General features: G+C 55.7%; 13 protein-coding genes. 7 read left to right on the top strand and 6 right to left on the bottom strand.

Annotated features, from left to right (window positions below; all coding sequences use genetic code 11):
* Positions 1-2: 2 nt before the first annotated feature.
* Positions 3-1,586 carry a DHA2 family efflux MFS transporter permease subunit gene (locus tag VQ830_RS18415; RefSeq protein ID WP_337269615.1) on the bottom strand — a complete coding sequence of 528 codons (1,584 nt, stop codon included), beginning with the start codon at positions 1,584-1,586 and terminating at the stop codon, positions 3-5.
* On the bottom strand, positions 1,583-2,836 hold the full coding sequence (locus tag VQ830_RS18420) for an HlyD family secretion protein (protein WP_337269616.1): 1,254 nt from the start codon (positions 2,834-2,836) through the stop codon (positions 1,583-1,585). Before VQ830_RS18420 ends, VQ830_RS18415 begins: the two co-directional genes overlap by 4 nt.
* A gap of 143 nt (positions 2,837-2,979) precedes the next feature.
* Here VQ830_RS18420 and VQ830_RS18425 point away from each other — a divergent pair, with 143 nt between their 5' ends.
* From VQ830_RS18425 to VQ830_RS18435, 3 genes are all read left to right on the top strand, one after another.
* A complete protein-coding gene (locus tag VQ830_RS18425; protein WP_337269617.1) occupies positions 2,980-3,675 on the top strand; it encodes a TetR/AcrR family transcriptional regulator in 696 nt (231 codons plus the stop codon).
* Positions 3,676-3,830: 155 nt separating this feature from the next.
* Complete coding sequence (locus VQ830_RS18430) at positions 3,831-4,739, top strand: homocysteine S-methyltransferase family protein (protein WP_337269618.1); 909 nt, start codon at positions 3,831-3,833, stop codon at positions 4,737-4,739.
* A gap of 363 nt (positions 4,740-5,102) precedes the next feature.
* Positions 5,103-6,512 (top strand): HD-GYP domain-containing protein, encoded by a 1,410-nt coding sequence (locus VQ830_RS18435; protein ID WP_337269619.1) that lies wholly within the window; start codon positions 5,103-5,105, stop codon positions 6,510-6,512.
* Positions 6,513-6,619: 107 nt separating this feature from the next.
* Here VQ830_RS18435 and VQ830_RS18440 read toward each other — a convergent pair whose 3' ends face one another.
* On the bottom strand, positions 6,620-7,645 hold the full coding sequence (locus VQ830_RS18440; protein ID WP_337269620.1) for a 2-keto-3-deoxygluconate permease: 1,026 nt from the start codon (positions 7,643-7,645) through the stop codon (positions 6,620-6,622).
* 417 nt (positions 7,646-8,062) lie between these two features.
* Here VQ830_RS18440 and VQ830_RS18445 point away from each other — a divergent pair, with 417 nt between their 5' ends.
* Positions 8,063-8,317 carry a hypothetical protein gene (locus tag VQ830_RS18445; protein WP_337269621.1) on the top strand — a complete coding sequence of 85 codons (255 nt, stop codon included), beginning with the start codon at positions 8,063-8,065 and terminating at the stop codon, positions 8,315-8,317.
* Between the two features lie 264 nt (positions 8,318-8,581).
* Here the strand turns inward: VQ830_RS18445 and VQ830_RS18450 are convergent, their stop codons facing one another.
* Together VQ830_RS18450 and VQ830_RS18455 are read right to left on the bottom strand one after the other, a co-directional pair.
* Complete coding sequence (locus VQ830_RS18450) at positions 8,582-9,568, bottom strand: aldo/keto reductase (protein ID WP_337269622.1); 987 nt, start codon at positions 9,566-9,568, stop codon at positions 8,582-8,584.
* A 14-nt stretch (positions 9,569-9,582) separates the two neighbouring features.
* Positions 9,583-10,359, bottom strand: coding sequence for an SDR family NAD(P)-dependent oxidoreductase (locus VQ830_RS18455; RefSeq protein ID WP_337269623.1), 777 nt, complete (start codon positions 10,357-10,359; stop codon positions 9,583-9,585).
* A 104-nt stretch (positions 10,360-10,463) separates the two neighbouring features.
* On the opposite strand from VQ830_RS18455, the gene VQ830_RS18460 reads away from it, so the two are divergent.
* Together VQ830_RS18460 and VQ830_RS18465 are read left to right on the top strand one after the other, a co-directional pair.
* The gene (locus VQ830_RS18460) at positions 10,464-11,390 is read left to right on the top strand and encodes a LysR family transcriptional regulator (protein ID WP_337269624.1); all 927 of its coding nucleotides are present in this window, start codon (positions 10,464-10,466) and stop codon (positions 11,388-11,390) included.
* A 191-nt stretch (positions 11,391-11,581) separates the two neighbouring features.
* The gene (locus VQ830_RS18465) at positions 11,582-13,693 is read left to right on the top strand and encodes a methyl-accepting chemotaxis protein (RefSeq protein WP_337269625.1); all 2,112 of its coding nucleotides are present in this window, start codon (positions 11,582-11,584) and stop codon (positions 13,691-13,693) included.
* Between the two features lie 201 nt (positions 13,694-13,894).
* Here the strand turns inward: VQ830_RS18465 and VQ830_RS18470 are convergent, their stop codons facing one another.
* Positions 13,895-14,644, bottom strand: a complete 750-nt coding sequence (locus VQ830_RS18470) for a GGDEF domain-containing protein (protein ID WP_337269626.1) — start codon at positions 14,642-14,644, stop codon at positions 13,895-13,897.
* 274 nt (positions 14,645-14,918) lie between these two features.
* On the opposite strand from VQ830_RS18470, the gene VQ830_RS18475 reads away from it, so the two are divergent.
* Positions 14,919-15,695: an SDR family oxidoreductase gene (locus tag VQ830_RS18475; RefSeq protein ID WP_337269627.1), complete on the top strand. Its 777-nt coding sequence runs from the start codon at positions 14,919-14,921 to the stop codon at positions 15,693-15,695.
* Positions 15,696-15,728 lie beyond the last annotated feature (33 nt).

The raw sequence follows: 15,728 nt of genomic DNA on the forward strand, positions 1-15,728 counted from the left end.
GACTAGTGTCCCATCGGTGCTTCCTTGCCGAGTGTGACGCGGCGCAGCGTCAGGGCGAGCGGAATAGCAGCCAGCGAAATCAGCGTCAGAACCCAGAATGCGTCGACATAGGACAGAAACGATGCCTGGCTTTGTATCTGCTGATTGATCCAGCCGAGCGCCTGCTCTTTGGATGTCGCTAGTGAGCTGCCTTGCGCCATGAAATAGTTGCTGAGCTGCTTCACAGTATCCTGATAGGTCCCGTTTGACGGAATGAGATGTTCGACCAAGCGGCTTTGATGGAACTGTTCGCGGTGGGTGATGATGTTCGAAATGAGCGACACGCCGATCGATCCTCCTGTGTTACGGGCGGCATTCAAAAGAGCGGAGGCTTGGTCCGTCTTGGTGGGTGGAATACCGTCGTAGGAAGCAGAGGTGATCGGTAGAAAAATGAACGGCAGACCGATCCCCTGCAGCATGCGGGCTTTGGCGAGGTACCAAAAGCCAACGGCACTGTAGACGCTCGTTACCTGGTACATCGACAAGGCGACGAAGCCCGCTCCGATGGCGATCAGGTATTTTGGTTGTACCTTCGATGAGAGGATGCCAACCACAAACATCATGGCCATCGTGACCAAGCCACCGGGAGATAACATCAGTCCGGCCCAAGTTGCGGTGTAGCCGAGGTCTTGCTGAACAAGCTGCGGTAGATATTGCGTTGTGGCAAGCAGGAGTGCGCCGGTCGCCATCATCACGAGAAAGCAGGTGCCAAACTGGCGACCGACCAACATCCTGATATCGACAGCCGGATTCTTGTGCTTCAGTTCCCAAGGGATCATCAGCAAGAAGGCAAGAGCGCAGATCACAGCTGCGGTAATGATAAAGTTGGAGCCGAACCAGTCGTCCTCCAGGCCTCGGTCAAGCATCAGTTCCAGCATTCCAAGGAAAGTGGCGACGAGGCCGAAACCGATCCAGTCGAAGCCGGGCTCTTGGCTCCGCCTTTGAGCACGTTCCTCGGCAGCGCCTGACGGTTCCTTGACCAAAGCCGCAACGGCGGCAAGCGTCAGGATGCCGACGGGGCCATTGATCAGGAAGCACCAGTGCCAGGACAAATTATCGGACAGCCATCCGCCCAATGTCGGTCCGACGACAGGGGCAACGACGACGGCCACACCGAATAGTGCAAAGCCTTGGCCGCGTTTTTCCGGCGGGAAGCTGTCGGCGAGAATGGATTGCGCAACGGGCACCATGCCACCGCCGCCGATGCCTTGAAGAACGCGCGCGAGCAGGAGGAACTGCAGGTTGGGCGCAAACCCGCACATGACCGAGCTGATCGTGAACAATGCGAGGCAGCTCAGGAAGAATGTCCTGCGCCCCAGAATGCGCACGAGGTAACTCGTCGCAGTGACGATCACGGCGTTCGAGACGAGATACGTGGTGACCACCCAGGATGCTTCGTCCTGGCTGACACCGAGGCCGCCCGAAATATAATTCAGGGCGACATTGGCTATGGTTGTGTCGAGCACCTCCATGAAGCTGGCGAGGGCAACGACGATCGCAATGATCCAGGGGTTTGCCAGTGGTCTGGCCGCGGCGCTCGTGCTCACAGCAGGTTCCTCAGGCTTTCCCAAACAGACAGGCTAGGGTCGACCCGCACGGTCGGGACGACGGACATGCCAGGCCCGAGGGCAATATCGCTCGGTGTGTCATCGAGCGCGATTTTGACCGGCACGCGCTGGACTATCTTCACATAGTTGCCAGTCGCGTTCTCTGATGGAAGGAGCGCGAAGGCCGTTCCAGATCCCGGTTGCACGCTTGCAACATGGCCATCGATTTCACGCCCTCCATACGCGTCGATGGTGAGCGTCACCGGCTGGCCCGGCCGCATATGATCGAGCTGGGTTTCCTTGAAGTTGGCGGTGACCCAAAGTTTGTCCGGAACAAACATGGCGAGATCCGTGCCTGCCTGGACGTATTCGCCGTCGCCGGCAGATAGCTGCACCACACGACCTGGCTGAGACGCTGTGATGGTCGTATAGGAAAGATTGAGCCTAGCCTGATCGAGCTGGGCTTGGTCCTGCCTTAGAGTGGCCTCAACATTAGCAATCTGGAAGTCATCGGCGTCGAGTTGACGCTGCGCTGCGGTTAGCGACGCTTGGGCGGTGGTGAGGGCAGCCTCCTGCTGGTGCAGTTGCGAGGCATATTGCTGCGCCTCCTGAAGCGTACCGGAACCGCTCTTTACCAGCGTCTGATAGCGGTCGCTCTGCTGCTGGGCAAAGACGAGGTTTGCCTCGGCCTGTGCGACCTGCGCCTTGGCCTCTTCCACATTCGCTTCCTGAACCCGTTTTTGGGCCCCGGTATTCTTGATATTGGCGTTTGCCGCAGCGACCTGCGCCTCCGATTGCTCCAGAGCCGTCTGGTAGTCGCGGTCGTCGATCCGGGCGATTACGTCGCCTGCCTTGACATGTTGGTTATCCGTCACGGCAACGTCAGAGATATAGCCCGCCACACGCGAGGTGACCGCATATTGCCGCGCCGCGATAAAGGCATCGTCGGTGCTTTCATAATGGGAACTGTTGTCCCAGTAGATGTAGGTGGCGATGGCGGCAGCGGCGAGTGCGGTGCCTCCGAATAGAAGCATTTTCCGGCGGCGGGAGCGGCCGCCTTTTTCTTCTTTCTGTTCCTGCTGATCGGAAACATCGACCCTGTCTTGGTCTGTGCGCGTTTGTTCGACAGGTTGCGGCGCTTCTGCTGTTTCATGTCTGAGGTCAAGCCCGGTCTGATCGCTCGTTGCCTTAGCCGTTTTCGGTTCCAGTACGATCAATTTGCCAAAAGTCTCATCCTGAGGCGTGCTCATTTCATACCTCTTCTCTCATCATCTATTAAATGAAACGAAACGTTTTATTTTATTATTGGCGTAAACCTGATTGAGGTGATAGTCAAGACACGGCGCCGGTGCGAAGCGGTGTCAAAGGCAATCAAAAATGAGTGAGGTCCGTCATGCCGCGAGATATGGCAAAGCCGAAAATCAAAGCTCTGAAGACGGGAACACCGCGACGTGGTCGTCCGCCGCGGGAAAAAGAGGGCGAGGTCGAAGAGAGAATTCTTGAGGCAGCGCTCCACATCTTCATCGCTCGCGGTTATGAAGGTGCGAGTATCGACGAGATTGCGGAGCTCGCCAAAGCGGGAAAGCCGAGCATCTATGCGCGCTTCACCAATAAGGAAACTCTGTTCAGAGAAGTCGTCCTGCGCTGGGCACGAAGGTCAGACGACATGGTCGGCTCTGTGACCTCCGGTACCATCGTTGAGCGCTTCCAATCTGCTGGCATCCTGATTGTTCAGCGTGCGATCCGTACAGAGACGATCGGGCTGATACGCAGCGTGATCGGCGAAGCAACACGCCATCCGGACTTAGCGACCACGATCCACTACGCCATGCGGGCGCATGGCAAAGCAATCGCAATTGAACTCTTGGCAGAGCTGGCGGGAGCGGAGGAACTGAAGTCCCTGCCTGCTTTTGCGCCTGAAAATCTGCAGAGAACGACAACTTATTTCATCGATCTGGTGCTGCTGCCGATGATCATATCTTCGCTCTTTCATGCGGATCTGTCGCCGGTAAAGGCACAGATGGAGGACCATGCACGCGAGGCAGCCTCGTTTTTCTTAAGTGGTTGCGGATATAGGATGGATGGCTAAACTTGCCGCTGAAGTTGGTCTGACCTCTCTCAAGGCCAAATATCCAAGTTAGGTGTGGGTGCTATCTAAGGCGCATATTATTTTGGGGACAGCCTTCGAGCTGGCAAATCTCATTGGGCTCAGCGGTGGCCGAACAGCAGAGTGAAATAAGTAGAATGGACAGGGTGAAAATTCTCGACGGTGGCATGAGCCGCGAACTGCAACGTCTGGGGGCGGAGCTGCGTCAGCCGGAGTGGTCTGCGCAAGCGCTCATCGACAGGCCCGATATCGTTCGGCAGGTCCACGATCAGTTCATTCAGGCCGGCGCGGATGTCGTGACGACGAATAGCTACGCGCTCGTACCCTTTCACATCGGCGAAGAGCGGTTCTGGCAGATCGGGGCCGAGCTGATAGCGCGGTCCGGTCGCCTTGCGCGCGAGGCCGCTGACGGCTGCAGCGATCGGAAGATTCTCGTTGCCGGTTCCTTGCCGCCGATCTTCGGTTCTTATGAACCGCACTTGTTTCAGCCTGAACATGTTCAGAAATACCTGGCCGTCCTCGTTCAAAACCTTTCGCCTTATGTGGATGTATGGCTTGGCGAAACCTTGAGCCTCATAGCCGAAGCCGACGCAGTCCGTGTTGCGACAGCGCAAAGTGGCAAACCTTTCTGGATTTCCTTCACATTGGCCGACGGCCCGGACGATAATGATGCAGCCCCAAAACTGCGCTCCGGTGAAAGGGTCACCGATGCGGCAAACTGGGCAGTCTCTTCAGGAGCAAGCGCATTGCTGTTCAACTGCAGCCGCCCCGAAGTGATGTCAAAGGCGGTAAAGGCCGCCTCCGCGGTCATTGCCGAGCAGGATTCAAACTTGCAAATCGGGGTCTATGCCAATGCCTTTGACTCCGGTGAAGATGGTGCCGCCAACGAGACCCTCCATGCCGTTCGCGCTGATCTGACAGAAAAACGCTACAATGATTTTGCCTGCCAGTGGGTCGAAGACGGCGCGAATATGGTTGGCGGATGCTGCGGCATTGGCGCCAAACATATTCATCGGCTAAGCGAGACTATTCGCGCATTGCGATAGGGCCATCAGAACTAGGCGTGGTCTGCTGACAGACACTCCTGAACCGCAAGCACGACGGCAACAACGCCGTTGCGGCAATTCCCATCGCAAGTGGCGGGACAAAGAATAAAACCGTTGAACCCTGTCTGAAGCCTTGGAACCGGCCGGATGCATAGCCAGCCCGCTCGCCACGGGTATTGATGCTCACGACCGAGACGATTGATGCCTGTCAATTGCTTATGCGACGGCGCGCCGATGATCCCTATGCGCGAAAGCTGATCAACACACCCAGTAAAAGTTTGAAATGCAGTGTCATAAGGCAGCTTGGACATAAGTGTTCAGCAACATTCCTTTGATAGAGTAACGCTCGCAAAGGGGCCAAATATGACCAAGGTACAGATCCGGCTGGCGGAAATCATCGAAGCGCTCAGCAAAGCGCTCGATATGACTGAGGGGCAGCCTGAAGGTCATTGTATTCGATGCTGCTTTATTGGAACGCACATCGGCAAAAAGATAGGGCTACCGGAAAATGAACTCCGTGATCTCTACTATACCCTGCTTTTGAAAGATCTCGGTTGCAGCAGCAATGCAGCGCGCATTTGTGAACTGTATCTTGCAGACGACCTGATGTTTAAAAATGACTTCAAACATGTCGATGGTAGCTTCGGACAGGTTCTGAAATTCGTGATCAGCCACACCGGCATGAAAGCGGGCCTCGCCGAACGTTTCCGCAGCCTCGTCCATGTTCTGAAAAATGGAGGCGAGCTGGCCACCGAACTGATCCAGACACGGTGTCAACGCGGCGCGGAAATTGCTCGGCAAATGCGATTTTCCGAGAGCGTTGCGCAAGGGATCATTGGGCTCGACGAACATTGGAGTGGCAAAGGCAAACCGACTGGACAGGCTGGCGAGGACATCCCGCTCTTTTCCAGAATTGCGCTGCTTGCTCAGGTCATCGATGTTCTCCACGCCAGCGGCGGACCGCAAAGTGCACTCGATGAGATTACCAGACGAAAAGGAGACTGGTTCGATCCGACATTGGTCGATATCTTCGAACATATATCGTCACAGCCAGGCTTTTGGGAGCAGCTGGCTTCGAAAGATCTGGAGAGGATCGTTCTTGCTTCAGAGCCGGGTCGACATGGTGTCATCGCCGACGACGAATATCTCGATGACATCGCCGGCGCTTTCGCAAGGGTCATCGATGCGAAGAGCCCCTACACCTCAGGCCATAGCGAGCGCGTCGCGCTCTATACGGACCTGATTGCGGAGGAGATGCAGATCGACTTCGAAACGCGGCGGATTTTGAAGAGAGCTGCTCTGCTTCACGACATCGGCAAACTTGGCGTAAGTAACAGCGTCTTGGACAAACAAGGCAAACTTGATGACGAAGAGTGGCGTCAGATGAAACGCCATGCAGAATTTTCCGAGCAAATTCTGTCAACGATCGGAGCATTTGCGGATGCAGCACTGATCGGCGGCGCTCACCATGAGCGTTTGGACGGGAAAGGATATCCGCGCGGCCTTACCGCTGACGACATTCCGATGGAAGTCCGAATTGTTTCTACGGCCGATGTGTTTGATGCACTGACTGCAGATCGGCCCTACAGACCCGCCATGCCATTGGAGACGGCGATTTTAATTCTTTGGGAAGGAGCAGGGCTTTCGCACGATCCGATCTGCATTGAAGCTCTTCAGCGGGCGCTCGCGAAAACCTCATTGGTTACCTTGAGGACGACGGTTGATGCCGATCGAAGCGGCAGTTCATCCGACGAAAATGGCAAGGCAGCTTAGTCATCCCAGCGTGTTTTTCCCACACGTCGTGAGTGGCAGCGCGCGCGTCCAACTGTCGTTCAGCCGCATACTGGCGATGCGACCGTGACCAGTGCGAAACCGCACCTTCACCGAAGGCGTCCATCGGAAAAGTTGACATGGCTTGCAGGCATGTGGTCGGGGCCGCGGGCATCAGCTGCCGCCGGCTTGCCGAACTTCTTGAACCAGAAGCCGGTGATAATCGGCACAATGATCGAGGTTACGATGATGCAAATCGCAACAAGTGCGGTTGCAGTTGGCGCGGTCGCTGCAAATTGCGGTGCAACGGCAGCGATAGCGATCGGGTTGGCTGCGGCAGCACCGGCGGTCGAGGAAGCAGCAAGGCCCGCCGTGCCGTTACCACCGCCGATATACCTGTCAGCAAGGATGAGCGGTATCCCCGTCAGAATAATGACGGCGAGCGCAAGGGCAACACCCAGGCCGACGAGTGGCGACAGAAGCGTGTGAAGATCAATTGTATTGCCTAGAGAGAAGGCAAAGAAAGGAATCATCAGGACACTTCCTGGGGCAAAGAAGTCTCGCAACTTCGGATCCAGATTACCGAGCGCAAAACCGATCAGGAACGGCAAAATTGCCCCGACGAATATTTGAGGCTCGAAATGTGCGACACCGGAAGCGCCTAGAATGATCATGCTCATGAGCGGACCGGATTCGATGGACGTCAAGACGAAAGCTCCGGCTTCCTCCTTGGTCCCGTAGGTCTGCATCAGCGACGCGTAAAGACCACCATTGGTCATGTCCATGGCGCAGACGATGGCAAGAACCGAAAGGCCGGCAAAAATGCCAGTTTTAACCCCATCCGGAGGAAGGATCGTCGATGCGATCAGCGTGACGATCCCTGCAGCCACGAATTTCGTCAACACGATGGTGCCTGACTTGCGCAAAACCGTTCCGGTCGAGCTCAATTTGATCGATGCGCCCATGCAGAAGAACCAGACGGCGAGAATTGGAATAACGCCGGTCATAATCCCTTGGGTGAAACCCTTGAAATAGCCGGCTGCATCCGGAACGAAGGTCTTGCAGACCGCGCCTAGCAGCAGCGGTATAAGCATCAAGCCGCCAGGAATCCTGTCAATGGCGCTTTTAATCTGCATGTCATCTCCTCCCAACGAACGACAATCGCCCGTCAAATACGCTCGGGTTATGCAGTGTCCTCCGGCACAATCCCGCTGGAGTAGTAGCGCAATTTTCTATGCGCCTCTACCGATTGATAAAGACGAACTGCAGGTTGTTGGCTTTCCGACGCTGTGTGCGTTCGGATCCTTCCGATTAAAATTGGAAACTCCATCCGCGGCGATGAACTTTGGGTACTGCTCGGCATGGAGCGGTAACCGGCGACGTTGCCGCGTCCCGTCAGCGGCTTCCGGCCGTCTTCAACTGAACGTTACGGCGGAGATCGCTCTGGGGGAAAAACAAGTCTTGAAAGGCCACTTCTCCAGCATAGTTCTTTCTAAAGCGACTTCATGCGAACTCCCATGAAGCCCGATAGAATAATCCAAGGGAGAGTGCACATGCTAAAGAATATCACGATCGCAGCAAGCCTGTTGGCAGTTTTGGGTGTAAGTTCTCAGGCGCAGGCTATCGGCTGTGTCAGTGGTGGGGCGGCTGGCGCAGTGGCGGGCCATTATGCCGGGCACCATGCCGTTCTTGGTGCGGTCGGGGGATGCGTTGCCGGCCACGAAATGCACAAAAAGCAGGTCGCTGAGAAGAAGTTGAAGCAAAAGCAGCACCTTCAAACGCAGCAGCAGGACCAGCAGCAAGACTGATCTCTCTATTGCTCGGTGGCGGGACCGCATTCGGCGAAATCTGCGCCGAACCGTTAGCATTTGGTGAAATATCCTGGAAAGATCAGCGACGTATGCCTTGCTCGGTACGGCAAATAGGCATGATCTGAATACGAGCCTCGTTTCAAAACGCGGTTCGTCTTCAACTTTGAACGAGCGTAAACGTCACTGGCGCTGATCCCAGCCAAAAACAGCGCCATTGTGCTTCATTCACTTTGTTCCGAGGCTGCCTGATGACCGCTCGACTTACCAGAGATGGTGGACATGCGGAGCAATACGGTCGCGATAGAGTTCGCGAAGTGCCTCCATTTGCTCTGGAGAGATTGAAGGTATGTTGCTTGCCATGCTGTTGGCTTGCGCCTGGGCAGCATTCTTCGCACCCGGAATGACGACGGTAACCGCGTCCTCCATCAAGATCCAGCGCAACGCAAACTGTGCCATCGTGACGTTTTCCGGCATAAGCTTGCGGACTTCCTCCACAGCCTCAAGCGCGATGTCATAAGGAACGCCGGAGAACGTCTCGCCTTTGTCAAAGGCCTCGCCGTTGCGATTGAAGGCGCGGTGGTCATCTGCAGCGAATTGCGTCGCAGCGTTCATCTTGCCCGTAAGAAGACCCGAAGCCAGCGGCACGCGCACGATGACCGCAACATCTTTCGCCTTCGCTTCCCGGAAGAAGAGGCCCGCCGGACGCTGCCGGAAGATGTTGTAGATGATCTGCACTGAGACGACGCCGGGATATTCGATCGCTTTCAGGGCTTCTTCGACTTTCTCGACTGAAACGCCATAGTTGCGAAGCTTGCCTGCCTGCACGAGGTCGTCCAACACGCCAAATACTTCCGGACGGTAGAAGACCTCAGTTGGCGGGCAATGCAGCTGGACGAGGTCCAGGCATTCTGTGGAAAGGTTCTTCAGCGAGCGCTCGACGAAGGCAGTCAGGTTCGCCCTGTTATATTCGTCCGCGGTATGCGGCACGGCTCTGCGACCAGCCTTGGTGGCCACATAGGGGCGCTCGCCGCCGCGTTCCTTCAGAACCTCCGCGATGATCCGTTCCGACCGCCCGTCGCCGTAGACGTCAGCCGTATCGATAAAGCTGGTTCCAGCGTCGAGCGCCGCATGAAGCGCTCCCCGTGCATCCTCTTCAGAAACGTCACCCCATGCGCCGCCGATGGCCCATGCGCCGAAGCCGATGTCCGATACCTCGCGACCCGTGCGTCCGAATTTCCTGTAATGCATGTTCTTGTTCTCCTTCATGGCATCAATTGTCCCCCGTTGACCTCGATCACCTGACCGGTGATGTATCCGGACATAGCTTCCGAGGCGAGGAAGAGGAATGCGCCGACGCATTCTTCCGGCGATCCCTCGCGCCCCATCGGGATGGTGGCACGCTGCGCGGCCATGATCTCGGGCGAGGTGTACCGGTCGTGAAAGGGCGTCTGTATCAAGCCGGGCGCTACCGCGTTTACGCGGATGCGGTCTTTGACGAACTCCTTCGCCTGTCCACGCGTCAGGCTGCTGACGAAGGCTTTGGCCGCGGCATAAATGATGGCACCGCCGCCGCCGCCGTTCCGGGCTGCGACGGACGTGGTGTTGATCACGAAGCCACCACCGGCCTGTAGCAAATGCGGATGAGCGGCGATGGTCGCTTCCCATACGGATTTCGCATTGAGATCCAGCACGCGGTCGAAATGATCCGGCGAGATCTCGGTCGTCGGGATCCGGCCAAGCATTCCGCCCGCATTGTTGACGATACCATCCAAGCCCCCCAGCGCCGAGGCAGCGGCATCCACCACCTTTTTGGCTTCACCCTCGACGCCCATGTCGCCATGTGCCAGGATGATGCGGTCCGAAGCCTTCGATCTCACCTCTTCAGCCGCGGCCTTGCTCTGATTGTAGTGAACAACAACGCTCGCTCCCTGCGCCGCGAACCCGAGAGCGACAGCTGCGCCAATACCGGTTGACCCGCCTGTGACCAGAACCCGCTTGCCACGCAAATCGCCAAGCCGGACGTGCTCGAATACGGACATTTGTTTCTCCTCTCTCACGTTCTGGCAACAATACCCTCTTGGCTTTCAACAAACTTCGAAATTAAGATGAAACTGGTTCATTCATACACTGAGCGGTATTCATCGTGGCTCTTCTCGACCGAGTTGATTTTTCCGATCTTCGGCTCTTCCTGGCTATCGTCCGCCGGCAGAGCTTCAAAGCCGCGGCGATCGAACTTGGCCTTACGCCGTCGGCAGCCAGCCATGCGATGCGGCGGCTAGAAGAAAGGCTCGGCGCCAAGCTACTCAACCGCACAAATCGAGCTGTCGCCGCGACGGATCTCGGCTTGGAGCTTGCAAGTCGCCTCAGCGAGGGGTTTGAGCTGATCGGCTTCGCGCTTGAAACGCTCGATGCACCGGGTGCGGCGCGTTTCGGCGAATTGCGCATCAACGCGTTTGCCGACGCCGCCCATCTATTGATCGCGCCGGCCCTTCCCGAATTCGAGGCGAGGTTTCCGGATGTACGCCTAACGATCGTCGTGGAGGATCGGCCGATCGACATCGTGGCAGAAGGGTATGATGCAGGCTTGAGATACGGTCATCTCGTGCCCGAAGATATGATCGCCGTGCCACTCACGGGACCGCAGCGGTGGGTCATCGTTGGATCCCCTGACTATCTGGCCCGGCATGGAACACCGCGCGTGCCTGCCGATCTTTCGAGGCATCGATGTCTTCAACTCCTCCTGGGAGACAATTCGAGCTACAGGTGGGAGTTGGGCGACGGCGAGCGCGCTCAGCGGATCAAGGTCCCTGGCCTCATCACCATCGCGGACACCACGACGACGATTGCCGCTGCAAAGGCGGGAATGGGGCTCGCTTATCTCCTGGAATCTCGCGTCGCCGAGGAGATCCATGCCGGAAGTCTAGAAATCGTCATGAAGGAATACGCGTCAGCAGGTGAGCCATTCCAGATGTATTATGGCACCCGACGCCATGGGCATCCTGGCTTGCGCGGTCTCATAGACATTATCCGCCATCAGCACGGTCTTGCGCGCGTGATCGGGTCCAGTTGAATGAAGTAAGAAGCGTCATGCAACGCTTCACCAAATGCCGTTGGGACGTTGTCCTCAGTACTGCGATTGATGATTGCTACACCGGCGGTGAGCTGAACAAGGCCCAAGTACTAAAGTTTAACGTCTTATCGCTATATCAAACGACTATTGGCAGATTTTAATATCGTTAAGACCTTTGATGGAGTTCTTTAGTGGCTGGGTTTTTTCGTCACAAGTCGGATCATGGCACGCAAGCTGAATTAGAGCTTCTTCAAAATTCGCTATCTGCAATCAAAAATTCCAATGCCGTGATCGAATTTGCAGCAGACGGGACCATCCTGTCGGCAAATGGCGCTTTCTTGAAATTGATGGAATTCAACCTCGACGAGATCGAAGGCAAGCATCACAGTATCTTCCTGTCGAAGGAGGATGCCAGCTCTTCGAATTACCAGAAGTTTTGGGAAGACCTGCGCAGCGGTGTTCACAAGTCAGCCGAATTCAAACGCATCGCAAAGACTGGCCGAGAAGTGTGGCTTCAGGCAAGCTATAGCCCCGTTGTTGATCGATCCGGTCACTGTGTTCGCGTGATCAAAATCGCGTCCGATGTGACGCAGGCTCGACTTATGAATGCCGACCATTCTGGACAAATTGCAGCGATTGGCCGCTCTCAAGCGGTTATCGAGTTTTCCATGGATGGCATCATCTTGGACGCGAATGAAAATTTCCTTTCCGTGATGGGGTATTCGGCAGCTGAAGTGATCGGAAGGCATCACCGGATCTTCGTGACGCCAGAAGATGCGTCACATCCAGACTATGAAAAGTTCTGGAACACCTTGCGAAGCGGCCAACATGAGGTTCGCGAATATAAGCGACTTGCGAAAGGCGGACGGGAGGTCTGGATCCAGGCATCGTACAATCCGATCCGCGACCTGAACGGCAAGCCTGTAAAGGTCGTAAAGTATGCCACGGATGTGACGAAAGCGAAGTTACAGGCTGCTGATTATGCCGGTCAGATCGCCGCAATCGGGAAATCGCAGGCTGTCATCGAATTCAACATGAATGGCACGATCATAGGCGCAAATGACAGTTTTCTGCAGGTCATGGGCTATGAAGCTTCTGAAATTGTCGGCCGGCACCACAAAATGTTCATGCGAGAGGAAGATCTGGGCCCGACCTACGAGCAGTTCTGGCTTGATCTCCAAGCCGGGAAATTTTCGTCCCGTGAATATTGCCGTATGGCAAACGGTGGCCGACTGGTGTGGATACAGGCGTCATATAATCCGATTTTCGACATGAACGGCGTGCCGTTCAAGGTCGTGAAATATGCCACCGATATTACGCAGCAAGTCAGGCAGCGCGAAAAGTTCAGTTTGCTATCTTTGGTCGCCGATGAGACCGATAATTCGGTCGTTATTACGGATCGTCATCACCGCATTATCTACGTCAATAACGGCTTTGAACGGCTTACCGGTTACACTTTGGCCGAATCGATTGGAAAAAATCCCGGAAAAATGCTGCAAGGGAACAATACCAGTCCTGATACGGTCGCTCGGATTCGACAAAAACTCGCGGCAGGCGAGGCGTTCTACGAGGAAATCCTGAATTACAACAAAAGGGGGGAGCCTTACTGGATCAGTCTGGCAATCAACCCTGTCAGAGCATCGGATGGCTCCATTGAGCGCTTTGTCTCCATACAGGCAAATGTGACTGAGACAAAAAAACGCTCGTTGGAATTCAATGTGAAACTGGAGGCCATCAGCCAAGCGAACATCATTGCTGAATGGTCGATGGCGGGTGAGCCAATCTCTACGAACAAGACGGCGAACGTTGCTTCGGCAGGTCAACTATCTTTCGTTCTCGATGAAGCCTCGATGAGGGAACTATTGAGTGAAGGCAAACTGCGGCGCGAACTAAACTGGCCCTCCGATGGACCGGTCTGCTGGCTCGAAGCTTCTTTCTCTCTGATCCATGACCTTGAGGGCCAGCCGGAACGGATACTGATGTGCGGCGTCGATGTGACGTCCAAGAAGGCGTCGGCCGTCAACTCAGCCCAAGCCATGAGCGACATGCTTGGTGACATCACGCGGACTGTTGAGACCATCAGTGGGTTCGCGCGACAAACGAGTCTCCTTGCCTTGAATGCCGGCATAGAAGCGGCTCGTGCCCAGGATGCAGGACGGGGATTTGCTCTCATTGCCGGAGAGATCAGGAAGCTGGCTGCGAGCGCTGGCGATGCAGTAACGGAGATAGATGCCCTGATCGCCGCAAGCCACGCGAAAGTAGAAGCGATGGGCGGGGCTTCTCCAAGAAGCAAAGTGGCCTAACCAATCCTGCCTGCACGAAACGAATTTAAATCAAGTCCGACGGCTGAGGCTCGTTCGCAACAGGGTAATTCCTTTGTCGAGTGACAAGAACGTCCTGCGGCTGGTCGGCGACAGGGCACGCCGCAGATCTCATTGTCAGGCATCGACAGACTTGCTCTTGCGCCAAGATCGAGGCACGTCACTTTCAAGCGGCCATGGGCCTCAAAGGCGGACGAGATTTCGCCCAGCTGACTTCGCTTCATAGAGTTTGATGTCGGCAATCTTGAAGATCTCTTTGTAGCTCTCCGGCTTGGAAAAACTTGCCCCGCCGATGCTGACGGACAGCACATTCTCACTGGTCCCCTCTGGGAAGATAATGTCACCGACACGGCGCCTGATGGTCTCTGCAAGTTCATAAGCACGCTCACTTTGAACATCCGGAAGGAATACGGCAAATTCCTCACCGCCAATTCGGCCTACAATTTGTGCACCAGTGAGCGTGCCTCTGATGGTGCTGGCAATCAGTTTGAGCGCCCGATCCCCCGATTGATGGCCGTATTCGTCGTTGATCTGTTTGAAGTGGTCCGCATCGACGATCAGCAGTGAGCCAACAGGAGAAAGAGATCCGGCTGCTGCTTTTTCCAGATAAGCCTCGACAAGCATCACGAATGCGCCGCGGTTCAAAACGGCGGTGAGGCTATCGGTTGACGCCAAATGTTGGAGCTCCAGTCTCGCGACCGCAAGCTGCCGTATTTTTTCCAACAAGAAATAGAAGAACGGTCCGCCAATGACGATCGGCAACAGGATGTCAGTTGCGAGCGCCCGCCGGAAATGATCCTTCGACATCTCGGCGAAGTTAAACGAATCTGCGAATACAGCGACTGCAACGCAAACAGCAGTGCCGATCAATGTGCCAGCATACACATGGACTTGCGAGGTCTCAGACCTGATCAGCCGAAGGATTGACAGCATGTTCGCACCTAATAAATGTTGTAGCGCATCCTATCCTGAGGCACTTAACAATTCACCCTTAACGCCAGGAAAGGGCGCTCGAAGCTCGCATCTGCGGTGTCCGATTCATAGTTTCCATGAGGACGCCATGGGCTCGGCGCTCGTACAAGAACAGCGGCCGATATTGTGAACTTATTTGCTCCCTGACAGATTGTCCGTGAAAGCGGATTTTAATGCATCGTCCCGACCCGTGAGGACTAGTAGCTTTTGAACGATTGAATGGTGGAGCGACAGCATGCTACTTGGATTGGAAAACACGGTAGTCTTGATCACAGGCGGCTCAAAAGGGATTGGCTTTGCGTGCGCCCGATTGTTTAGCGAAGAGGGCGCCCTCGTCGTGATCTGTTCCCGTTCTCAAGAGAATATCGACAGGGCACTCGAAACACTGCCGGGCGCGGTCGGCTTTGCTGCGGATGTATCGTCCGACGCAGATGCGCTCAACATGATTCAACACGTTGAAAGGCAGTTCGGAAAAATCGATGTCCTGGTCAATTCCGCGGGTGCCGCGAAAAGAACCGCGCCGGAGGATCTTACGCCGGCGACGTGGCGAGCGGCCATGGATGCAAAATACTTCACTTACATCAATGTGATCGACCCGGTTATCAAACTGATGGCAGCGCGAAAGTCCGGCGTGGTGATCAACATCATCGGAAATGGCGGGAAGACAGCGTCGCCGATCCATCTTCCTGGCGGAGCGGCCAACGCTGCACTCATGTTGGCAACTGCCGGCCTCGCGACAGCCTATGCCGAGCACGGCGTGCGAGTGGTTGGCATCAATCCTGGCTTCACCGAAACCGACCGTGTTACGGAGGGCCTGAAGACAGACGCGAAGCGAAATAATCTTACCGAAGCAGAGGCCCGCGATGCAGCGATCAAGAAGATTCCGATGGGCCGAATGGCAACCCCCGAAGAGGTTGCCCAGGTGACGGTATTCCTTGCCTCAAAGCAAGCAAGCTATGTTACCGGTGTGAACATCGGGATGGATGGTGCAAAGACAGCTACGGTTGTTTGATAGGCGGTTGATAGAGCGGCTGGAAAAAATCCA

The organism is Oryzifoliimicrobium ureilyticum, assembly GCF_037199735.1.
Taxonomy (GTDB): domain Bacteria; phylum Pseudomonadota; class Alphaproteobacteria; order Rhizobiales; family Rhizobiaceae; genus Rhizobium; species Rhizobium ureilyticus.

Bases quoted from the DNA above. Each gene is read 5' to 3' on its own strand.
- VQ830_RS18455 (WP_337269623.1), bottom strand. From the start codon at position 10,359: ATGTCCGTATTCGAGCACGTCCGGCTTGGCGATTTGCGTGGCAAGCGG.
- VQ830_RS18475 (WP_337269627.1), top strand. From the start codon at position 14,919: ATGCTACTTGGATTGGAAAACACGGTAGTCTTGATCACAGGCGGCTCA.
- VQ830_RS18435 (WP_337269619.1), top strand. From the start codon at position 5,103: ATGACCAAGGTACAGATCCGGCTGGCGGAAATCATCGAAGCGCTCAGC.
- VQ830_RS18450 (WP_337269622.1), bottom strand. From the start codon at position 9,568: ATGCATTACAGGAAATTCGGACGCACGGGTCGCGAGGTATCGGACATC.
- VQ830_RS18440 (WP_337269620.1), bottom strand. From the start codon at position 7,645: ATGCAGATTAAAAGCGCCATTGACAGGATTCCTGGCGGCTTGATGCTT.
- VQ830_RS18420 (WP_337269616.1), bottom strand. From the start codon at position 2,836: ATGAGCACGCCTCAGGATGAGACTTTTGGCAAATTGATCGTACTGGAA.
- VQ830_RS18425 (WP_337269617.1), top strand. From the start codon at position 2,980: ATGCCGCGAGATATGGCAAAGCCGAAAATCAAAGCTCTGAAGACGGGA.
- VQ830_RS18445 (WP_337269621.1), top strand. From the start codon at position 8,063: ATGCTAAAGAATATCACGATCGCAGCAAGCCTGTTGGCAGTTTTGGGT.
- VQ830_RS18470 (WP_337269626.1), bottom strand. From the start codon at position 14,644: ATGCTGTCAATCCTTCGGCTGATCAGGTCTGAGACCTCGCAAGTCCAT.
- VQ830_RS18430 (WP_337269618.1), top strand. From the start codon at position 3,831: ATGGACAGGGTGAAAATTCTCGACGGTGGCATGAGCCGCGAACTGCAA.